General features: G+C 40.5%; 14 protein-coding genes. 10 read left to right on the forward strand and 4 right to left on the reverse strand.

Annotated elements, in window-relative coordinates:
• Positions 1-14: 14 nt before the first annotated feature.
• Both G3567_RS10545 and G3567_RS10550 read right to left on the reverse strand, forming a co-directional pair.
• Positions 15-1,433 carry a SusD/RagB family nutrient-binding outer membrane lipoprotein gene (locus G3567_RS10545; RefSeq protein ID WP_164005292.1) on the reverse strand — a complete coding sequence of 473 codons (1,419 nt, stop codon included), beginning with the start codon at positions 1,431-1,433 and terminating at the stop codon, positions 15-17.
• A gap of 11 nt (positions 1,434-1,444) precedes the next feature.
• On the reverse strand, positions 1,445-4,693 hold the full coding sequence (locus G3567_RS10550; protein ID WP_164005293.1) for a SusC/RagA family TonB-linked outer membrane protein: 3,249 nt from the start codon (positions 4,691-4,693) through the stop codon (positions 1,445-1,447).
• A gap of 175 nt (positions 4,694-4,868) precedes the next feature.
• On the opposite strand from G3567_RS10550, the gene G3567_RS10555 reads away from it, so the two are divergent.
• The 4 genes from G3567_RS10555 (at position 4,869) to G3567_RS10570 (ending at position 8,950) form a co-directional block, all read left to right on the forward strand.
• Positions 4,869-6,017 carry a hypothetical protein gene (locus G3567_RS10555; protein WP_164005294.1) on the forward strand — a complete coding sequence of 383 codons (1,149 nt, stop codon included), beginning with the start codon at positions 4,869-4,871 and terminating at the stop codon, positions 6,015-6,017.
• 413 nt (positions 6,018-6,430) lie between these two features.
• Entirely contained in the window at positions 6,431-6,784 is a 354-nt protein-coding gene (locus tag G3567_RS10560; RefSeq protein ID WP_164005295.1) for an arsenate reductase family protein, read from the forward strand.
• Positions 6,777-7,679 carry a DMT family transporter gene (locus G3567_RS10565; RefSeq protein WP_164005296.1) on the forward strand — a complete coding sequence of 301 codons (903 nt, stop codon included), beginning with the start codon at positions 6,777-6,779 and terminating at the stop codon, positions 7,677-7,679. The genes G3567_RS10560 and G3567_RS10565 overlap by 8 nt, the downstream gene beginning before the upstream one ends.
• Before the next feature lie 212 nt (positions 7,680-7,891).
• Complete coding sequence (locus G3567_RS10570) at positions 7,892-8,950, forward strand: ArsO family NAD(P)H-dependent flavin-containing monooxygenase (protein WP_164005297.1); 1,059 nt, start codon at positions 7,892-7,894, stop codon at positions 8,948-8,950.
• Here the strand turns inward: G3567_RS10570 and G3567_RS10575 are convergent.
• Positions 8,947-11,328, reverse strand: coding sequence for a DUF5916 domain-containing protein (locus tag G3567_RS10575; protein ID WP_235923565.1), 2,382 nt, complete (start codon positions 11,326-11,328; stop codon positions 8,947-8,949). The two genes, G3567_RS10570 and G3567_RS10575, sit on opposite strands and share 4 nt — an antisense overlap.
• Positions 11,329-11,507: 179 nt before the next feature.
• On the opposite strand from G3567_RS10575, the gene G3567_RS10580 reads away from it, so the two are divergent.
• From G3567_RS10580 to G3567_RS10595, 4 genes are all read left to right on the forward strand, one after another.
• The gene (locus G3567_RS10580) at positions 11,508-11,837 is read left to right on the forward strand and encodes an ArsR/SmtB family transcription factor (protein WP_164005299.1); all 330 of its coding nucleotides are present in this window, start codon (positions 11,508-11,510) and stop codon (positions 11,835-11,837) included.
• A gap of 154 nt (positions 11,838-11,991) precedes the next feature.
• The gene (locus G3567_RS10585; RefSeq protein WP_164005300.1) at positions 11,992-12,444 is read left to right on the forward strand and encodes a DUF6428 family protein; all 453 of its coding nucleotides are present in this window, start codon (positions 11,992-11,994) and stop codon (positions 12,442-12,444) included.
• 32 nt (positions 12,445-12,476) lie between these two features.
• Entirely contained in the window at positions 12,477-13,487 is a 1,011-nt protein-coding gene (arsB, locus tag G3567_RS10590) for an ACR3 family arsenite efflux transporter (protein ID WP_164005301.1), read from the forward strand.
• Positions 13,488-13,521: 34 nt separating this feature from the next.
• Positions 13,522-14,154 (forward strand): low molecular weight phosphatase family protein, encoded by a 633-nt coding sequence (locus tag G3567_RS10595; protein ID WP_164005302.1) that lies wholly within the window; start codon positions 13,522-13,524, stop codon positions 14,152-14,154.
• Here the strand turns inward: G3567_RS10595 and G3567_RS10600 are convergent.
• Positions 14,134-15,090 carry a DUF3667 domain-containing protein gene (locus G3567_RS10600; protein ID WP_164005303.1) on the reverse strand — a complete coding sequence of 319 codons (957 nt, stop codon included), beginning with the start codon at positions 15,088-15,090 and terminating at the stop codon, positions 14,134-14,136. The two genes, G3567_RS10595 and G3567_RS10600, sit on opposite strands and share 21 nt — an antisense overlap.
• A 164-nt stretch (positions 15,091-15,254) precedes the next feature.
• Between G3567_RS10600 and G3567_RS10605 the strand changes: the two genes are divergently transcribed.
• Together G3567_RS10605 and G3567_RS10610 are read left to right on the forward strand one after the other, a co-directional pair.
• Entirely contained in the window at positions 15,255-15,929 is a 675-nt protein-coding gene (locus tag G3567_RS10605) for a TetR/AcrR family transcriptional regulator (RefSeq protein ID WP_164005304.1), read from the forward strand.
• Between the two features lie 3 nt (positions 15,930-15,932).
• The gene (locus G3567_RS10610) at positions 15,933-17,594 is read left to right on the forward strand and encodes a peptidase domain-containing ABC transporter (protein ID WP_164005305.1); all 1,662 of its coding nucleotides are present in this window, start codon (positions 15,933-15,935) and stop codon (positions 17,592-17,594) included.

Below are 17,594 nucleotides of genomic sequence, written 5' to 3' on the forward strand. Positions count from 1 at the left end.
AATTGATTCAGGTTTTAAAGGTTTATGTCTGTAGGGTCAAAGAAATCTGGAATAGGGGTAGTCAAATTATCATTCCTGTCTATTTCTGTCTGAGGATATAAAAAACGCTGGGGTAATCTGTCTCCTACATTTGGATCTACAGGTACTCTTACTCCGGTGTCTTCAAGTGTTCTTCTCACATCGTTGAAAGGCTCTATTTGACCAAAAAGGCTGATGTACCTTTCCTCAAGAATTTCTCTTAAAAGCGCATCTTCTTTAGCTATTCCATCTGGATTTTCTATACCTCCTGCTTCAAAATCGGCTTCTGTGTAAGGCTCATATCTAAGCTGTGAGATATCTATATTGCGCAGGTAGCCTCCAGTGCTCATAAAAGCTCTGAAATCATTGAGATGGGCCATTCCTGTGTTAAAATTTACCGATCTTAAACCTGCTTCTGCAAGGATGAGAAGATTTTCCTCCAGGGTAACTAATGGCGCTGGTGCTTCCTGAGCAGCAAAACCATTTATGGTATTGGGCTGAAAGCCATTACTTGTAGAATTAAAATAAAAATTGAAACGCGCGGTCTCGTCAGTCTTGCTATTCCCGCGATAATTTGCCGGATCTGGATTGTCGGTTCCTGGCTGCAATAAACTCACCATAAAGTCCGAAACGATAAGATCGGCCTGTCTAACCTGGATTTCAAAAAATTGATAATTCAAATTGGAATTATCTGCAGCTGTGCCATGAGGACCATACATGCTGTTGTCCAATGAACTGATCCCGTTACCGGCAGCCTGATAAGCCTGATCGTAGGCTTTGGTATGCATGTGGTATCTTGCTTTTAAAGTGTAGGCCGATTCTATCCATTTGGAAGGATTGCCGTCAAAATAAATTTCCGAGCCCCCGGTTGGTCTTCCTGTGTTAGATTCAAGGTTGGTTATAGCTTCAGAAAGTAAATCCTGAATCTTCCCATAAACCGCTTCCTGTTCCTCAATAATCGGGTCCTGAATTTCTATGGATCCGGCTTCTTCGAAGGGAACGTCTCCGTACAAAGAGGCCATGGTTCCGATAACTTGAGCCTGTAAAACCTGGGTAATCCCCTGGCTAACGGGTCCAACATTGTTTTCAACGATGCTTTGTTCGGTGACAAGTGCATTTCTATAAGCATTGACGAACCCGTCATACCACAGACCATTAAAATCACTTGTGGTTACGTTATACTGAGAAAATCCAAGATGCTGCCTGTCTATTCCTGTATATTGACCTGCAAAAATACCGGATCTTCTTGCAGATTCTCCTGTTTGTAAAAGAATATTACCAACTTCTGCCCCGGTAAGGATATTCCCGTAGGCGCTTTGGGTAATGCTGTTCGGGTCTTCGTTGATTCCTTCAACCACATCGCTGCATGAATTTAAAATCAGCGCAATTGCAAATAAGCATATATATCGTTTCATAAGTGTTGTATTTAAAGTTTTAAAGTCAGACTAAAGATGTAAGATTTTGTTGCGGGATTATTGAAGTAATCGATACCTCTCGCGGCACTTACACCAGAAAGGTTGGTGTCTGGATCGTTACCTTCAAAATCTGTCCATATAATCAGGTTTCTGCCAGTTACAGCAAATTCTGCCGACTGTAGCTTGGTCTTGGATTTAAACCATTCGCTGTTCCATATATAACTTAGCCTCAGTTCACGTATACGCGTCCAGGAAGCATCTTCTATGTACAATTCATCAATACCTCCGCCGAAGAAACCTCCGCGTCCGTTATACCAGCTTTCGGTAAGCGCTACCGGACCGGCACCAAAATCACCTACGTTTCCTCTGAAGGTCTCTCCTATATTGATAATGGAGCCGTCGGAGGTAAGGTAATTTCGGGTGGCGTCCACCTGGTTGGCCGTGTCATACCATCTTCCCAGATCGCGGAGTACAGATTTTGTACCTGCATAAATATCGCCCCCCTGAAAGGTTTCCACCAGGATGGAAACACCGAAATTTTTGTATCTGAAGGTACTGTTAAGCGCCCCCTGCCAGTCTGGATTGGGATCTCCAATTACACCTTCAACCTGATCCTGAACCGGGAAGCCGTATTCATCTAAAACCATAGCTCCTTCCTCGTCCCGTAAGATTCTGGACCCCCATAGGACGCCCAGAGGAAAGCCTTCTACCGCCCGTGAACTTACAGCGGATAATCCGCCAAGATCGAAGGACTCTATACCTGCTAAATTAGTCACCTCGTTTCTTAGCGAGGTAAAGTTGGAGGAAATACTCCACGAGTAATTTTCAGTCAGTAGGAGCTGATAGCTAAGATCGAGTTCAACACCCTTGTTCTCAATTTCTGCGCCATTGGCATAAATGGAACTATAGCCTGTAGAGTTGGGTACCGGGAAATCCAGAAGCACATCTTCGGTCACATTATCAAAATAAGTCGCGCTTATTTTAAAACGGTTCTCAAAAAAACGCAGGTCTACTCCCAATTCCATTTCCTTTTTTCTTTCAGGCTTCAGCGACGAGTTACCACGACTGGCAGCAGGAATAAATCCACCGTTTCCGTATAAACTTATATCCAGGTCACCCCCAAAGGTATCCCCCAGGGAAGGCGAAACGAAGACATTGGAGGTGTTGTATCTTCTGGGTTGTATCCCTACTTCACCATAGGAAGCCCTTAGTTTTCCAAAAGACAGGAAGCTGTCATCCACATTGAGTAATTCTGTGAATTGCCAGGCTGTCGAAAGTGATGGGAAAGCAAATGTATTATCTGAGGCATCTCCAAAGGTGGAAGCAGACTCCACTCTGAGGGTGGCATCCACAAAAAGCATCTCGTAGGCAGAGAGATTTAAGGCTGAATAGACACCGGCTGTTCTCTCATGTCCCTCAAAGCTGGTTACCGATCTGTTTTCAGGCAGCGTATTGCTAACGTCGCGAATCCCGCTGTCCACATCCAGGAACTGAATAAAATTTCTGGCTTCAACGCCTTCAACTACTCTGGATTTTGAGTTGTAATTAAATCCTACTAAAAATGAACCGTCAAGATCGTCGTTGACATCAAATCTGGATTTAGCGATATAATCCATGTTCAGGATAGTATTCGTGGCCAGGGACCTGTCCAGGGCACCCGGTCTGAATTCTCCGGCAGCAGACCCCGGAGTAAAGAATTCACTTCTTTTTTCACTGTAATGATCAATTCCAACCCTGGCTATTAAATCTAACCAATTTGTAGGGGTGCCTGTCAGTTCGAAATTAGAGATAAAACGATCGACTTTAGCTTCATTTTCCTGCTCATTGATGGTCCATAACGGGTTATTATAAGTTGGAGAATCATCGGCACCCAATGGCTCTCTGTAGGATCGATGCCGGTTTGGAATAGGAGAGGCATCCGGTGAAGAATAATAATTTCCACGGTATCCAGAGATGTCAAAATCAGCCGGATTTCTTAACAGACCAAGATATAAACCGGAAGAACTGGCCCCTTTCCGAATCCGGTTTGAATTGGTCTGGACGTAAGTAGAACTCAGCTGCAGGTCTAAGTAGTCATTAAATTTGTGCTGAGCGTTAAATCGGGCTGTGGTTCTTCGGTAATCTGAGTTGTTTTTAATAATTCCCTGCTGGTCCAGATTGCTCATGCTGAAAAAGATGGTGCTTTTTTTATCTCCACCACTTAAGCTTAAATTATTTTCGAAGAAATGACCATTATCGAATACCTGATCGAAATTAGAGTCGTTGAACGTCTCTCTTGAATTTTTGTTTATAATCGGGTAGTAAAATCGTCCATCCTGGTCCTGAAAAAACTGACCTGACGTATCAAAATCATCTTCACCACCACTTCTGTTAGCGATCAAATCACCATAAGAATCTCTTGCTCTTTGGTTGTAGAATCCATTGTCCCCTTGTCCGTATTTGGTTTGAAGAGGATACCTCTGACTTATCTGGTCATAGGAATAGGTCGAAGAATAAGTGACCGTTAAGGGCCGGTTATAGTTTCCACTTTTGGTCGTAATTATGATGACCCCGCCAAGTGCCTGGGTACCCCATAAAGCCGCTGCGGAAGCACCTTTCAAAATCGACATGCTTTCTATGTCGTTGGGGTTGATATCATTTAACCTGGATTCCTGACTTACGCCGCTCCTGTCACTATTTCCCCTGACATCATTGCTGATGGGAACTCCATCTACCACAATCAAAGGCTGGCTGTTTCTTGTAATGGAAGATAAGCCCCGAATCTGAATATAAGCTCCAGCACCAGGATCTCCGGAATTTCGAGAAATTCTTACTCCTGAAGATTTCCCGGAAAGCCCGTTAAGCAACGTGCTTTCTCCTGCCTCTACAACTTCATTCCCTTTCACCGTTGAACTCGCATAACCTAGTTCGTCCTTGCTCTCCTTAAAGCCCAGTGAAGTGATGACGACCTCATTAAGCGATTCAATGTCTTCTTTCATAGTGACATTGATAAGGCTTCTGCCATTCACCTCAATCGTTTGAGTTTTAAAACCAACGTAACTAAAGCTTAGCGAAGGATCTTGTGTTGTTACTGTAATGCTATAATCTCCATCTATGGAAGTTACAACTCCATTGGTTGTTCCCTTTTCTATAACGGTTACACCAGGTAGGGGAAGTCCATATTCATCCTGTACAGAACCAGTGATGACCTCTTGCGAAAACACAAAAGAACTAGCCAGAAGGGCCGCTAACAAAAAAAGTTTCTTGGGAATACATTTCATTTTGTTCACTTTTAAGATTATTATAATTAATTGTACATTTGATTATGCAATGTGATAACTTTAATTTTTATCCTATAATTATGGCAATCTTATAAATAATTAATCGAATAATTATTGTTTTAATAATTTTTATCGATTTTTAATGAATTCAACAGGTTTTATATTGACTTAAGTTATGAATGAAGAAAACAAAACTGAAAATTTTCACAGTTCTTTTATTGCACTTTTAGAAAAAGAATACGGGAGTTTTAATCCCGCTAAAAATAGCTTTGAAGCCACGAGTAATTCTAAAATTGCCAGGGATCTGTGTTATAGCGACTCCCAGTTTTCTCGCTTAATCAATAACACAGCCTCTGAAGGTGAATTTAAAAGAGCATTGCGAAATGTGAATCGCTTACTCAAGGAATCGCGTTTAGAGAGAGATCAAAGCCTTGATCTTCCTGAAAAAAAGACCTCAAATAGATATGTTCTTATTTCAATAATCATTTTCTTATTATCAATGATGGTCTTCCTTTTATTTTATTCAGATAATTTCAGTTTTAAAGAGAAAGAAAACAGCACGGCGACCAATTCCAGATATGAGATGCTTAAGTGGAGTTTTGAAAATAAATACATCAAGCCTTACGTAAAATTAAAAGAATTACCGGCAGATTGTAATTATCCTTGTTACAAATACCAGGGCAAATGGACGTTGAAAAATGAATATAAAATACCTTTTTTTAGAGAAAGAAACGGGTTTCATTATGTGGCCAAAGAAGCTGTGATGTATGTGAGGTGTATGGATGAGCAGGATAACTCGGGAACTTCATTTGAAGGTTATGAATATCAAAAGCATGAGATCTGGTATGATATTCGAGAAATGCCAATAGATTCTTTTCTGGTACGCGGTCAAACCACAACATTGCGGGCCGATTACAATACATCCGATCTGGAGCAGGATAAAAACTTTATCAAGATTGCCTATGTGCACACCTTCTTTAAAAATGAATTCAAGCTGGACAGTACCTTGATCAAAAGATCAGGCAGTGTGATTGGGAGAGACATTGAATTTTTATCGGATGAGATTCTTAAGCAAAAAACAAACTCCTCAACTCTGATAGCTGAATTGAAAAATGAAGTGAATTCAATTGCCAAGAACAGACTGGAAGACTTTTCAAAGCCTGTGAACTGCAAAGCCTCACCCGTTCCAGAAGAAGACTTTCATTCCATAGAGACAGGAGATGAGATGTATTTTGAATGTCAGTTCTCAACCGGAAGATTTCTGGTAGACTATAATAAAGTCTTTAGTCTAGAAGAACAATACATCAATAACTACTGCCGTTAAAAAAGAATAGGACCAGTCACTAATCGCAGATTATAAAAAGCTTTATACTGACGGACATGTCTCAAGCCGTCGTTGCTTTTATGATTTGCTTCTTCACACCTTAAGCCTTTCGGAACGGAAGTTTTTGAACGTCCTCAAGTTTTGAAACACACATGGCTAAATTCAGAATCTTTTTTTCTCTTCCAAACCTGACTTCTGCTGAACCAGATAAAAGTCAAAGAGTGTGCTTATGAATTTTCAACGCAACTATTAAATAGTCCTTTAGTTATAATTAATAGAAAATCGTTGTGCAATGCCATGTTTCCGTAGTAAATTTGTCGTTATAAATGTAATCCAGGGAACAAACCTGAAACTCCAATTCCTTCTTAAATATAGAAGTGACTCAAACCTTAAACCCCAAGAGAATTCCTCCTATGAAAAAAGTATTTTACCTTTCAACCTGCGATACCTGCAAGCGAATCCTTGGAAAATTATCCTTACCTGAAGATGTGATGCTTCAGGATATCAAGAAGGAACACATTTCTGAAGAAGATCTTGAGTTCTTACACAAACACACCAGATCTTATGAGATTTTGCTCAATAAAAGAGCCAAAAAATATACAGAAGAGGGCCTGAAAGATGAAAATCTATCTGAAGAAGAAATCAAATCTTACATTTTATCCCACTACACATTCTTAAAAAGACCTATCTTCATCCTTGAGGATAAAATTTTCATAGGTAACGACAAGCATACTGTAGATGCCTTGAAGTCTTTTTTCAATGAGTAAACGCGTCTTAGCCCTTTTAGCTGCTCTGGTAGCGACTTCAATTTTTGGAATCAATCATACCCTTGCCAAAGGCCTTATGCCGGATTATGTCCAGCCATTCGGGTTTATCGTAATACGCGTGCTTGGGGCCGGAATTTTGTTTTGGGTTGTAAGCCTGTTCATAAAGAACGAAAGAATAAAGCGTGAACACTGGCCCAGACTCCTCTTAAGTGCTGTCTTTGGAATGGTGATCAATATGCTTTTTTTCTTCAAAGGACTTAGTCTGTCAACTCCTATTAACAGCTCTGTTATAGTTACCATCACCCCCATTTTGGTATTTATCCTCTCGGCTGTTTTGATACGGGAAAAAATTACAATTTTAAAAGGCTCCGGTGCAATTCTGGGACTTTTTGGCGGTCTCACCCTTATTCTGTTTGGCGTACAGCAGAAATTGGGTGCACCAAACATTCCTTTGGGAAATACCCTGCTACTGGTCAACGCCCTGTCCTACGGTATGTTTTTGATTGTAGCCAAACCCCTTACCAAAACCTATCATCCCATTACGCTGATGCGGTGGTTGTTTTTAACGGCTATCCTGATCAATTTACCCATAGGCTGGTCAGAGTTTCAGGCGGTAGATTGGGTGAATATGCCCTTTTCAGCACTCTGGCGAATTGGGTTTGTCGTCCTGGGAACCACCTTTACGACCTATCTCCTCAACATGTTTGCACTTAAACACTTATCGGCTTCCACCATAGGTGTATTTACCTATCTGCAGCCGGTTATAGCCATTGCCTTTGCTATCATTTCCGGAGCCGATCAGCTCAACTTCCTTAAAATAGTAGCCTCCATTCTCGTCTTTCTGGGCGTGTTTATGGTCAGTAAAAACCCGGCCAGAAAAAGGGCAAAAGCTTAGGTTTCTTTTGATTCCTGCTTTCCGAGCAATGCAGAAAGATGAAGTTGAGATTTATCTGTTTCAATGTAGTCCAGGTTTGTCAGGTCGAGCGCAGTCGAGACCCCAGTTAATTTTCTGCAAAATCAACAAAAACTCAAGCTGGCGCTAAATCATTTTCTTTTAGGTTTTGTAAACTCTGAAATCAGCAGTAGATTTAAAATTATTTTTAAGGCATGACAGATAAAATTTACGATGTAATCCTGGTAGGAGGAGGGCAAAGCGCTTTGGCCTGTGCGTTTTTCCTCAGGCGAAAAGAATTGGAGTATATTATTCTGGATGATCAGGATTCCTGTGGTGGCTCATGGCAACAGACCTGGGAGACCCTAAGCCTCTTCTCGCCTCCTGAACACAGTTCACTTCCTGGGTGGAAAATGCCTGAGACGGAAGATGAATTCCCCACCAAAGAAGAAACCATAGACTATTTGTGTAAATACGAAGACCGCTATGGCTTTCCCGTTAAACGTCCGGTTAAGGTCAAGTCTATAACCAAAGCGGATGGTGTTTTTAAAGTTGAAACATCGCAGGGGTTGTTCAGCGCTAGAGCAGTTATTTCAGCTACAGGAACTTATAAACGTCCATTTATTCCAGAGGTTCCAGGCCGCAATAAATTCGAAGGGCACCAATTGCATTCTGCAGATTTCCATGCTTCAGAAGCCTTTAAAAATAAAAAGGTAATTATTGTAGGGGAGGGTAATTCTGGAGCTCAAATTTTGGCTGAGGTCTCCAAAGTTGCCCAAACCTTTTGGTCCACCAGGGAAGAACCTCAGTTTTTACCAGATGACGTGGATGGCCGAGTGCTGTTCGATATGGCCACAGCCAAATATTACGCTGAAAAAAAAGGAGAAACCTACGATAGTTCCAAATTCAATCTGGGGAATATTGTCATGATTCCTTCCGTAAAAGAGGCAAGAGAACGCGATGTGCTTCACTCCCGAGGGCAAATTCAATCCATCACCGAAGAAGGAGTGGTGTGGGAAGATGGCACTCACCAGGAAGCCGATGCCATCATCTGGTGCACGGGCTTTGGCTATTCAACCGGATTTTTAAACCCTCTGGTGTCCATCGGCAATACAGGTAAAATTCCTACTGATAAAACAAAAGCCAAAGAAACCGATGGCCTCTGGCTTGTTGGGTATGGTGGCTGGACAGGCTTTGCTTCAGCGACGCTTATAGGAGTAGGCCGCTATGCCAGACAAACCGTAAAAGAAGTCAGCGACTACCTCAAGGCCTAGCTTTTTTTAGAAGCAAAAACAGATTTAACCGTGTTCACATCAAAGAAATATTGAAGCCTTACCGATACGGTGTGCTGGATGTCCTGTTGAAACAAATTGGTAAAGGTGGTTTCAAAATTATTCAGAGCCTGGGAATTATTCGTAAACAACTGATTTCTGTATAAAGCGGTAAGGAAACTTCCCGGAGCAAATTGCCAGGAATAATTCAAATCTACATTCCAGGTGCTAAAATTGATGTCGGGATTCGACCGCAGAGCGGTTTTAGGAAGACTTCTATTTTCTGAAAGCCTGCCGTTTGGATTTAAATCGTACATAAATTCGTCGTATAACACCGTATCCCAGTAGTGACGAAGTTGAAGATTCAAACCATGAAAGGGGTTAAAGATGTAATTGGCAGAAATACTGTTGGTTAAAATTTGTCTGTCCCGCTCTCCGAACACAGGCTCACTTTCATAAAACGTTGCAAAGCCACGGTCATTGATTTGCTTTTCAAAATTGAAATTGTATTCCATTAAGAAGGAATTATTGAAGCGTATTCTTGGTCGGACTCTAAATTCATATCCATAAGAATCTCTGCCTTCTTCAAAAAAAGTTTCAGCTCTTGCTCTGAGGTTGATGGCAAATGTCCTGTTATAATTGGAAGAAAGAAACCCTCCGATTCGGGTTTGATTCTCTGTTATAAAAAAGCGACCATCGACCCGGGGTTCAAAATAATCATACTGTTTTCCGGGTTGCATTCGGAAATCGATACCATAGGTGTCCAGCTTAAGCGACGTGGCAACGGCTTCTGAATATAAAGTAAGCCCTGTGAAGGTCTGAGGCGAGGCTAACTGGCTGTAGCGTGAAAATAGCCTGATACTATAACTCTGAAAATTATCAGTAGGTTCAAAAATTCGATAGGAAGCTCTTGCAGTGAAGTTGTTGAAATTATTCCTGAATAAAAGCCCTAAATCGTTGATGTCGTATTTTTTATCCGCATAATCGTGTGAAAGCGAAAATTGATATTGATCACTGATTTTAGCAAATCTCAATTTTGAACTAAAGCCTGTTTTTTCATCCTGGTTCAGGTTCAAATGACTCATTTTAAATTCTCCGGAAATCTGGTAGGAATTACTTTCATTGATAAGGTCGAACAGGGCTCCGGTAACATTTGCATTTCTAAAGTCACCTGAGCGGGTGACATTGGTATTGATTAAGCTTACAGAAGAATTTTTGTTGAATTGCTGGTCTACTACAAGAATATTATAATTGGCCAGAGGCTCAACTTCTACGCTCCTGCTTTCATTTTGGAAAGTATCTAAAACCCTAACATTCGTAGATTCTGTAACAGCGTTAAACACACCAACTCCAAGGCCACTTTTGAGACGACCAGACATTTTAATAGCGTTAATCAGTCCAACCTCATCAGGTCTGTTTTGGGCAATCTCATTTTCACCTAGATTTACTTTACCTGAAGGGGCACTTCCAACACGTCTGGAAAAAAATAAATCGCCCTTGGTAAAGAGATCCACCCCTTCCGTAAAGAACTGACGCTGCTCATCAAAGGTTTGCTCAAAGGGACCTAAGTTTAAAACCACGTTATCAAACCTGGCCTGACTAAAGTCGGGAATAAGCGTAGCATCCAGGGTCAGGTTGTCTGTAATGCCATATTTCATATCCAGGCCTAACTTGAAATCAGTTGAAGTCTGGTCGCCAACAGTATTTACAATTCCTGTGGTGAACGGGTATAAATTCAATCTCAAGGGGGGCTCTAAATTCTTTAAACCCACCAACTGCCCGTGGTAAAGTCCCTCGTAACCCTTGGTTCTGTCTATAGGATTCCAGGCATAATCTGAGCGCTCTCTTCTGAAGTGTCTTCTAAACTGAACACCCCAGGTTTGAATTTCAGTTTTAGGAAACCTCAAAGTTCTGTAGGGTATCTTCATCTCCAGCTGCCATCCAAAATCGGTTTTTTGAACTGCGCTTTCCCATACCGCATTCCATCCAAAATCTCTCCCGATGCTTGGGGAGGACAAGGCATCGGCCTGTGTTCCTGAACTAAACACAAAAAATTGAGTATCGTTCTGAGCGTCGTTATTGGGATTTAAAATCAAAGCAAAATAATCTGCTTCTCCGAAATCATCTCGGGTCGTAAACTGACTCATCATTTGATTGGGATCATCATACAGTTTTGCTGAAAGAAAAATACCCTGATCGTTATAGTAAAGTTTGACTTCAGTCCTGCGGTCTGGGGTTGCCTGAAGTTTGAGATTGGGGGAGTACTGAATAAAATCAGTAGCTATATCCAGGTCTTCCCAAACCTTGTCCGACAGGTTGCCATCTATTTTAGCAGATTTCTTCTGCCTCAAAATGTCATACTGCTTTTTATCCTGGGCCATTCCAAGAGTGATTGATAAACACATAAAAAAGCAGACGAAACCTCTAATCATAAATAAAAATTTAAAAAAGTGCAAAACTACAGCCTTAAGACTTGAGGGCAGACAAGAAGTTGAATACTTTAATAAAACTTTGTAAAATCAGTGTATTATCGTAATATTGCAATGTATAATTATATGATATGGGAGTGACACGAACCGATCTGTTTACAGAGAAGCAAAACGAATTTTCCAAAATAGCCAAAGTCTTTGGCCATCCTGCCCGGTTAGCGATTTTAGAGTATTTGTTGAAATCTCAAACCTGTATTTGCGGAGATTTAGTGGAAGAACTGGGTCTGGCCCAGGCCACCATAAGTCAGCATTTGAAGGAACTGAAGACCGCTGAAATTATCAAAGGGACTATTGAAGGCACCTCGGTCTGCTATTGCATCAATGAAAGCAAGTGGCACGAGCTGAAAGTGACTTTCAATGAGCTTTTCGATCGCTATCCCAGCGCTAATGAATGCTGTTAGTTTGAACAGGATCTTAACCCAGCCTGAGACTTTTTGGAAAAGCATAAATTTTTTGGTCTGCTGCTATGTAAGGCTGAATTAAAATTAAGAACATCTAAATCTTTTAGATAAGACGAATCAAATTGAAAATAAACACACATAAAAACTCATTAGCATGACACTCAGACAAGTCAAAGCGCATTTAGCTGAAATGGATACTTTACAATTCCAGTTGCCAGATGGAAGTACGGTCCCTTCGCATTTCCATGTGACCGAAGTTGGCCAGGTTTCCAGAGATTTTATCGATTGTGGAGGAACCTTAAGGCATGATAAAGCGGTGAATTTCCAGCTTTGGAATGCCGATGATGTCGACCACAGGTTACAGCCCGAAAAGCTTAAAAACATTATCAAGCTTACAGAAAAGAAACTCTTTATAGATGACAGGCTGGAAGTTGAGGTGGAATATCAGGGAAGTACCATCGGTAAATACAGCTTAGAGTTTGGAGAGGGAAAATTTCATTTGGCAAGCACGCGTACAGATTGCCTGGCCAAAGACCAATGCGGAATTCCAGAACCTCAGTCCGAAGAACAAAACTCATCCTGTGCCCCAGGATCGGGATGTTGTTGATCACTTTTTAATAAAACCGAGAATCAAAATTTATGGGTAAATTCGAAAGGTACCTGACGCTTTGGGTGGTGTTAGCTATTATTTCAGGGATTGGGATAGGACGATTAGCAGGAGATTCTATAGCATTTCTGAGTGACCTGGAAGTTGCTAAAGTGAATATTCCTGTAGCTATTTTGGTATGGATGATGATCTACCCCATGATGGTTCAGGTCGATTTTTCATCCCTTAAACATGTGACCCGGAACAGCAAAGGCATCGGGCTCACTTTGGTCATCAACTGGCTTGTCAAGCCATTTTCGATGGCCTTTTTTGCCTGGTTATTCTTAGACCAGATCTTCAGTGCTTACCTCAGTCCGGATGATGCCCAGCAGTATATTGCCGGGGCTATTATTTTAGGAGCCGCGCCTTGTACAGCCATGGTGTTTGTATGGTCTTACCTGACCAAAGGCGATGCCAACTACACCCTTGTACAGGTGTCTTTGAATGACCTCATACTGCTCGTGCTTTTTATTCCGATTGTAAGACTGCTTTTGGGGGTGACCGATATCCAAATCCCGTACAATACCCTTATTTATTCAGTGCTTATTTTTGTGGTGATTCCCCTGGCTGCAGGCTATATTTCCAACAAATATCTGATTCAAAAACAGGGCTTAGCATGGTTTAAGTCGGTCTTTTTACAAAAATTGAAACCGGTTTCCATGATCGCTTTGATGGTTACTTTGGTTTTGCTTTTTGCTTTTCAGGGACAAAGCATACTGGATAATCCCTTTGATATTTTATTGATAGCCGTGCCACTGGCTATCCAAACCTACTTCATTTTCTTTATGACCTGGTTTATCGGCCGGTATTTGAAGCTAAAACACAATATTTGTGCCCCTTCAGCTATGATAGGAGCGAGTAACTTTTTTGAACTGGCGGTCGCTGTGGCCATTTCGCTTTTTGGATTGAATTCTGGAGCATCCCTGGCCACGGTTGTCGGTATTCTTATAGAAGTCCCTATCATGCTGTCTTTAGTCGCACTGGCCAATAGATGGAGGTATTAATCTTTAAATCTAATCCTAACCAAACCCCTGTCATATGTTTCCTGGAATTGAAAAAAATTGTCGAAAATTTGAAAGTGAACTGCATTTAATTTCAGCAGAACGAAAAACTATATTGAATTCCGCTGCCAAGGCAATAGATGCTCAAATTGATAAAAACGGTGTTGCCAAACTGATTTATATCTGTACTCACAATTCCAGAAGGAGTCATTTTGGACAGGTCTGGGCAGCTGTTGCTGCAGAATTTTATGGCATGTCTTCTGAAATCGAGGCTTTTTCCGGAGGGACGGAAGTGACAGCATTACATCCCAATTCCATCAAAGCTTTAGAGACGATGTGTTTTCAGATTACATCAGATTCGGTTGGAGCTAATCCCAGGTATAACATTAAATTTGGAAGCGAATTGTCCATAACCTGCTTTTCTAAAGTCTATGAGGATTCTGAAAATCCTAAGCAGGATTTTTTGGCCCTTATCACCTGTTCGCATGCCGACGAAAATTGTCCGGTGATTCGGGGGGCTAGTGAGAGATTTGCAACGCCTTACGAAGACCCTAAACTCTTTGACAATATCGAGCTTCAGGATAAAATATACCTGGAACGCGCCATGGAAATAGGGCGTGAAGTGTGCTATATGATGTCACGGTCTGCCTCAAAAAAAGATTATACTTAAGGTCGCTAAACTGCTCAGGACCAGTAAGGCACTTATCCAGTATAAATTCATAATCACCAGTTGTTTTAAGATGGTTTTGAACCTTCCCTGCTCATAGAATTTTCTCATCGACTTGTACAGGTAGAAAAAATAAATCAGTAACCAAATCCATAAGCTTATAAAGCCAAGGATAAGGTTTAAGAAGAGAAGAATTAAAAAAACCGTTTGCTGGTTATAATTAAAGATGAGGTGGTGGGTGTAGGGAATTTTCCTTCTTATATAGAGTAAGGTATTGAAAAGCGTAAATAGCGGAATAAAGAAAAAGAGGAAAAAGGGAAATTTAGGAAGCAGGAAATTGACAAATCCTGTGGGATTTTCAATAAGTCGAGTATACCCCAGCATAAATTCGAACTTCACCTGGTTCATCAGGGTATCCTCCATTCCTAAGGCGGTTATGGCTTCTGAATAATTGGTTTTTGGATGTTCTTTGATGTATTTTGTAATTTTTGACTCGGGTAAATCTTTCATAAATTCCAAATCACTGTTTATGGTTTCAGGATTGGCTTCTATCTCTTTGTCAGTTAAGATTTTGATGTCTCTGAGCGCATCGCGATTCATCCAGCTCACCATGATAAAGAATACAATGGCTGTACTGATAAAAAACCGAAAGGGATTGACGTATGTTATGCGTTTACCCTGAATGTATTCCCGACTAAGTTTTCCCGGAGAACAGACAAGAGCACTCACAGACTTTCTGAAACGCGAGTCATAAGAGACCAGTCCTGCAAAAAACTCGGTGATAAGCGCTTTGAGATTTAAAGCTTTAGTGGAGTTCTTTTGCCCGCAATAGGAGCAGTAACGTTCGGAAATATCCAGGGAATGTCCGCAGTTTAAGCAGCTTTCGGCCCTGTGCTGAAAGGGTTTTGGTTGAGTATTAAGCGGCAGTTTAAATTTCATTTCTTTTGAAAATAACCAGTACAAATTACACATTTTATTTCAGTTTTCAATTCTATGAAAACAAATATTTTTAACGCTTTTTAATACAAAAATGCATTATTTAAGATTTTGTTGTAATTTAAATGATAGTATTACTATTAACTTCGCGTTTTTAATTTTCAAATATGCATAACTTACTATCTAGTCTCCGGGTAGATATCAATTCCAGCCTTTACCTTAAAGATCCGGAGAGTTCTTCTTTAGGGATCAATATCGTGAAATCCAGTATTGATCTTATAGATTTGCATGGTATTGAGGAATTCAACTTTAAGAAGCTAGCCAAAGCAATAGGCTCGACTGAAAGTTCAATTTACAGATATTTTGAAAATAAACACAGGTTGCTTTTATACATTTCCTCGTTGTATTGGGGGATTATGGAGTTTCAGACCGTCGTACAAACCAACAATATGCCTGATGGCATGGAGAGATTGATGAAAGCGGTGGAAACTTTATTCAGTACGCCGCAAACCAAATGTACTTCGTTTGAAGTGGAAGGTCAGAAATTGAGGCATATTCTCAATTCTGAATTTGTAAAAGCTTATCATCACAAACTTGTGGATGAGGAAAACGAAGCCGGATACTTTAGTATTTACAAGCGTTTAGCTTTGCGATTGTCTGAGATGATCGCTGGAGTAAACGCAAATTACAGGTACAACAATAGTCTGGCATCACTCATCATAGAAGGTTCGTTAAATCAGTATTTCTTGTCAGAACATTTTCATAATTTAACCGACTGTCATTCTAAAGATAACTTATATGAATTTTACAAAGATTTATTGACCAAAACCTTAACCTCTTAATTTATGGCAACTGATACTAAAACCCCCTGGATAAGGTTAGGCCGCTTGTTGAGTCTGGAGCGAAAGTCCGTTTTTAAAATTCTCTTTTATGCGGTTTTTGCCGGTCTTGTAGAGCTTGGTCTCCCTTTGGGTATCCAGGCCATTGTGAATATAATTGTAGGCGGTAGCTTCAATGCCTCCGTGATTTTACTCACCGGTGTAGTGCTTTTCAGTGTTGCATTTGGTGGCGTTTTAAGGTATATGCAGCTTAGGATTGGTGAAGATTTACAACAGCGTATTTTTGCCCGATCTTCCTTTGAGCTCATTTACCGGTTTCCAAAAATGAAGTATTCTGCCTTGCAGAACGAATACCCGCCAGAATTAGCCAACAGGTTTTTTGATGTAATGACGATTCAAAAGACATTGCCAAAGCTGCTTATCGAATTTTCCAGTGCTTTTATTCAGATAGGGTTTGGTCTTATCCTGCTGTCTTTATACCATCCGTTTTTTGTCTTTTTTGGATTTTTATTGATCGCCTTATTTTATGTCATATTCAAGCTTTCCTTAAGAGAAGGGGTAAAGGAATCTTTACATGAATCCAACTATAAGTATAAAACGGCGCACTGGATTCAGGAAGTTGCCAGAAGTATTGAGGGCTTTAAGGTGTCGGAAAGTTTTTCGTATGCTTCTCAGCGCAATGATGAGACTAGTTTGAAATATCTGAACGCCCGAGAAAAACACTTCCGGGTGCTGAGGTTTCAGTTTTTCAAAATGATTGCCTTTAAGGTCATTGTGGCCGCGGCATTATTGATCGTTGGTGGACTGCTGGTGATAAACGAGCAGATGAACATCGGACAATTTGTGGCTGCTGAAATTATTATCGTTTTAATGATCAACTCTGTTGAAAAACTGATTAAGGGCTTGGAAGATCTTTATGTGCTTATTGCCGGTTTGGAGAAACTAGGTAGAGTCACCGACATTCCTATTGAAATTCAGGGAGGTAATAAACCTTTAAATAGAGAGCAGGATTTTATTTTTGAATACAAGAATATCAATTTGAGTTTGGGAAATGAAAAGGTTCTCAAAAATATAAATGCTACAATTTATCCAAACGACTCCATACTGGTTCAGGGAACACCAGGCTCCGGTAAATCGACTTTGCTTAGGGTTTTAGCGGGTCTAATCGATAATATTGAAGGTAATATTCTAGTCAATGATTTCAACCTGAAGAATATTGACCTGACTTATTTCAGAGATTTTGCGGGTCATTATTTCCCCAACAACCAGACTTTTGAAGGTACAATACTCGAAAATATAACCTTGAACAACCCGGATATATCTATGGATTATGTTCAGTTCTTAATCAAGAAACTGGAATTGAGTGAGTTTGTGAAATCACAGGATAAAGGTTTAGAAACAATAATTTATACCGAAGGCAGGCATTTGCCCTATACCATCAACAAAAAAATCATGATTGCAAGAGCCATTGCTTCCAAACCTAAATTACTCGTGTTGAAGGATCCTACGCAGGATCTGATGGAAGATGAATCCAAAAAAATAATTGATTTCCTCTCCGGACCCGACAGAACCTGGGCTTTGGTAGTGGTGAGTACCAATCAACTTTGGAAAGATAAGTGTAACCGTTTTTTCTACATGGATAATGGTGAAATGACAATAAACGAATAA

This window comes from Psychroflexus aurantiacus, from assembly GCF_010820555.1.
GTDB lineage: Bacteria > Bacteroidota > Bacteroidia > Flavobacteriales > Flavobacteriaceae > Psychroflexus > Psychroflexus aurantiacus.

What these genes read in the sequence shown, in the direction of transcription:
- G3567_RS10545 (WP_164005292.1), bottom strand. Translation starts at nt 1,433, where the DNA reads ATGAAACGATATATATGCTTATTTGCAATTGCGCTGATTTTAAATTCA.
- G3567_RS10550 (WP_164005293.1), bottom strand. Translation starts at nt 4,693, where the DNA reads ATGAAATGTATTCCCAAGAAACTTTTTTTGTTAGCGGCCCTTCTGGCT.
- G3567_RS10555 (WP_164005294.1), top strand. Translation starts at nt 4,869, where the DNA reads ATGAATGAAGAAAACAAAACTGAAAATTTTCACAGTTCTTTTATTGCA.
- G3567_RS10560 (WP_164005295.1), top strand. Translation starts at nt 6,431, where the DNA reads ATGAAAAAAGTATTTTACCTTTCAACCTGCGATACCTGCAAGCGAATC.
- G3567_RS10565 (WP_164005296.1), top strand. Translation starts at nt 6,777, where the DNA reads ATGAGTAAACGCGTCTTAGCCCTTTTAGCTGCTCTGGTAGCGACTTCA.
- G3567_RS10570 (WP_164005297.1), top strand. Translation starts at nt 7,892, where the DNA reads ATGACAGATAAAATTTACGATGTAATCCTGGTAGGAGGAGGGCAAAGC.
- G3567_RS10575 (WP_235923565.1), bottom strand. Translation starts at nt 11,328, where the DNA reads ATGGCCCAGGATAAAAAGCAGTATGACATTTTGAGGCAGAAGAAATCT.
- G3567_RS10580 (WP_164005299.1), top strand. Translation starts at nt 11,508, where the DNA reads ATGGGAGTGACACGAACCGATCTGTTTACAGAGAAGCAAAACGAATTT.
- G3567_RS10585 (WP_164005300.1), top strand. Translation starts at nt 11,992, where the DNA reads ATGACACTCAGACAAGTCAAAGCGCATTTAGCTGAAATGGATACTTTA.
- arsB (WP_164005301.1), top strand. Translation starts at nt 12,477, where the DNA reads ATGGGTAAATTCGAAAGGTACCTGACGCTTTGGGTGGTGTTAGCTATT.
- G3567_RS10595 (WP_164005302.1), top strand. Translation starts at nt 13,522, where the DNA reads ATGTTTCCTGGAATTGAAAAAAATTGTCGAAAATTTGAAAGTGAACTG.
- G3567_RS10600 (WP_164005303.1), bottom strand. Translation starts at nt 15,090, where the DNA reads ATGAAATTTAAACTGCCGCTTAATACTCAACCAAAACCCTTTCAGCAC.
- G3567_RS10605 (WP_164005304.1), top strand. Translation starts at nt 15,255, where the DNA reads ATGCATAACTTACTATCTAGTCTCCGGGTAGATATCAATTCCAGCCTT.
- G3567_RS10610 (WP_164005305.1), top strand. Translation starts at nt 15,933, where the DNA reads ATGGCAACTGATACTAAAACCCCCTGGATAAGGTTAGGCCGCTTGTTG.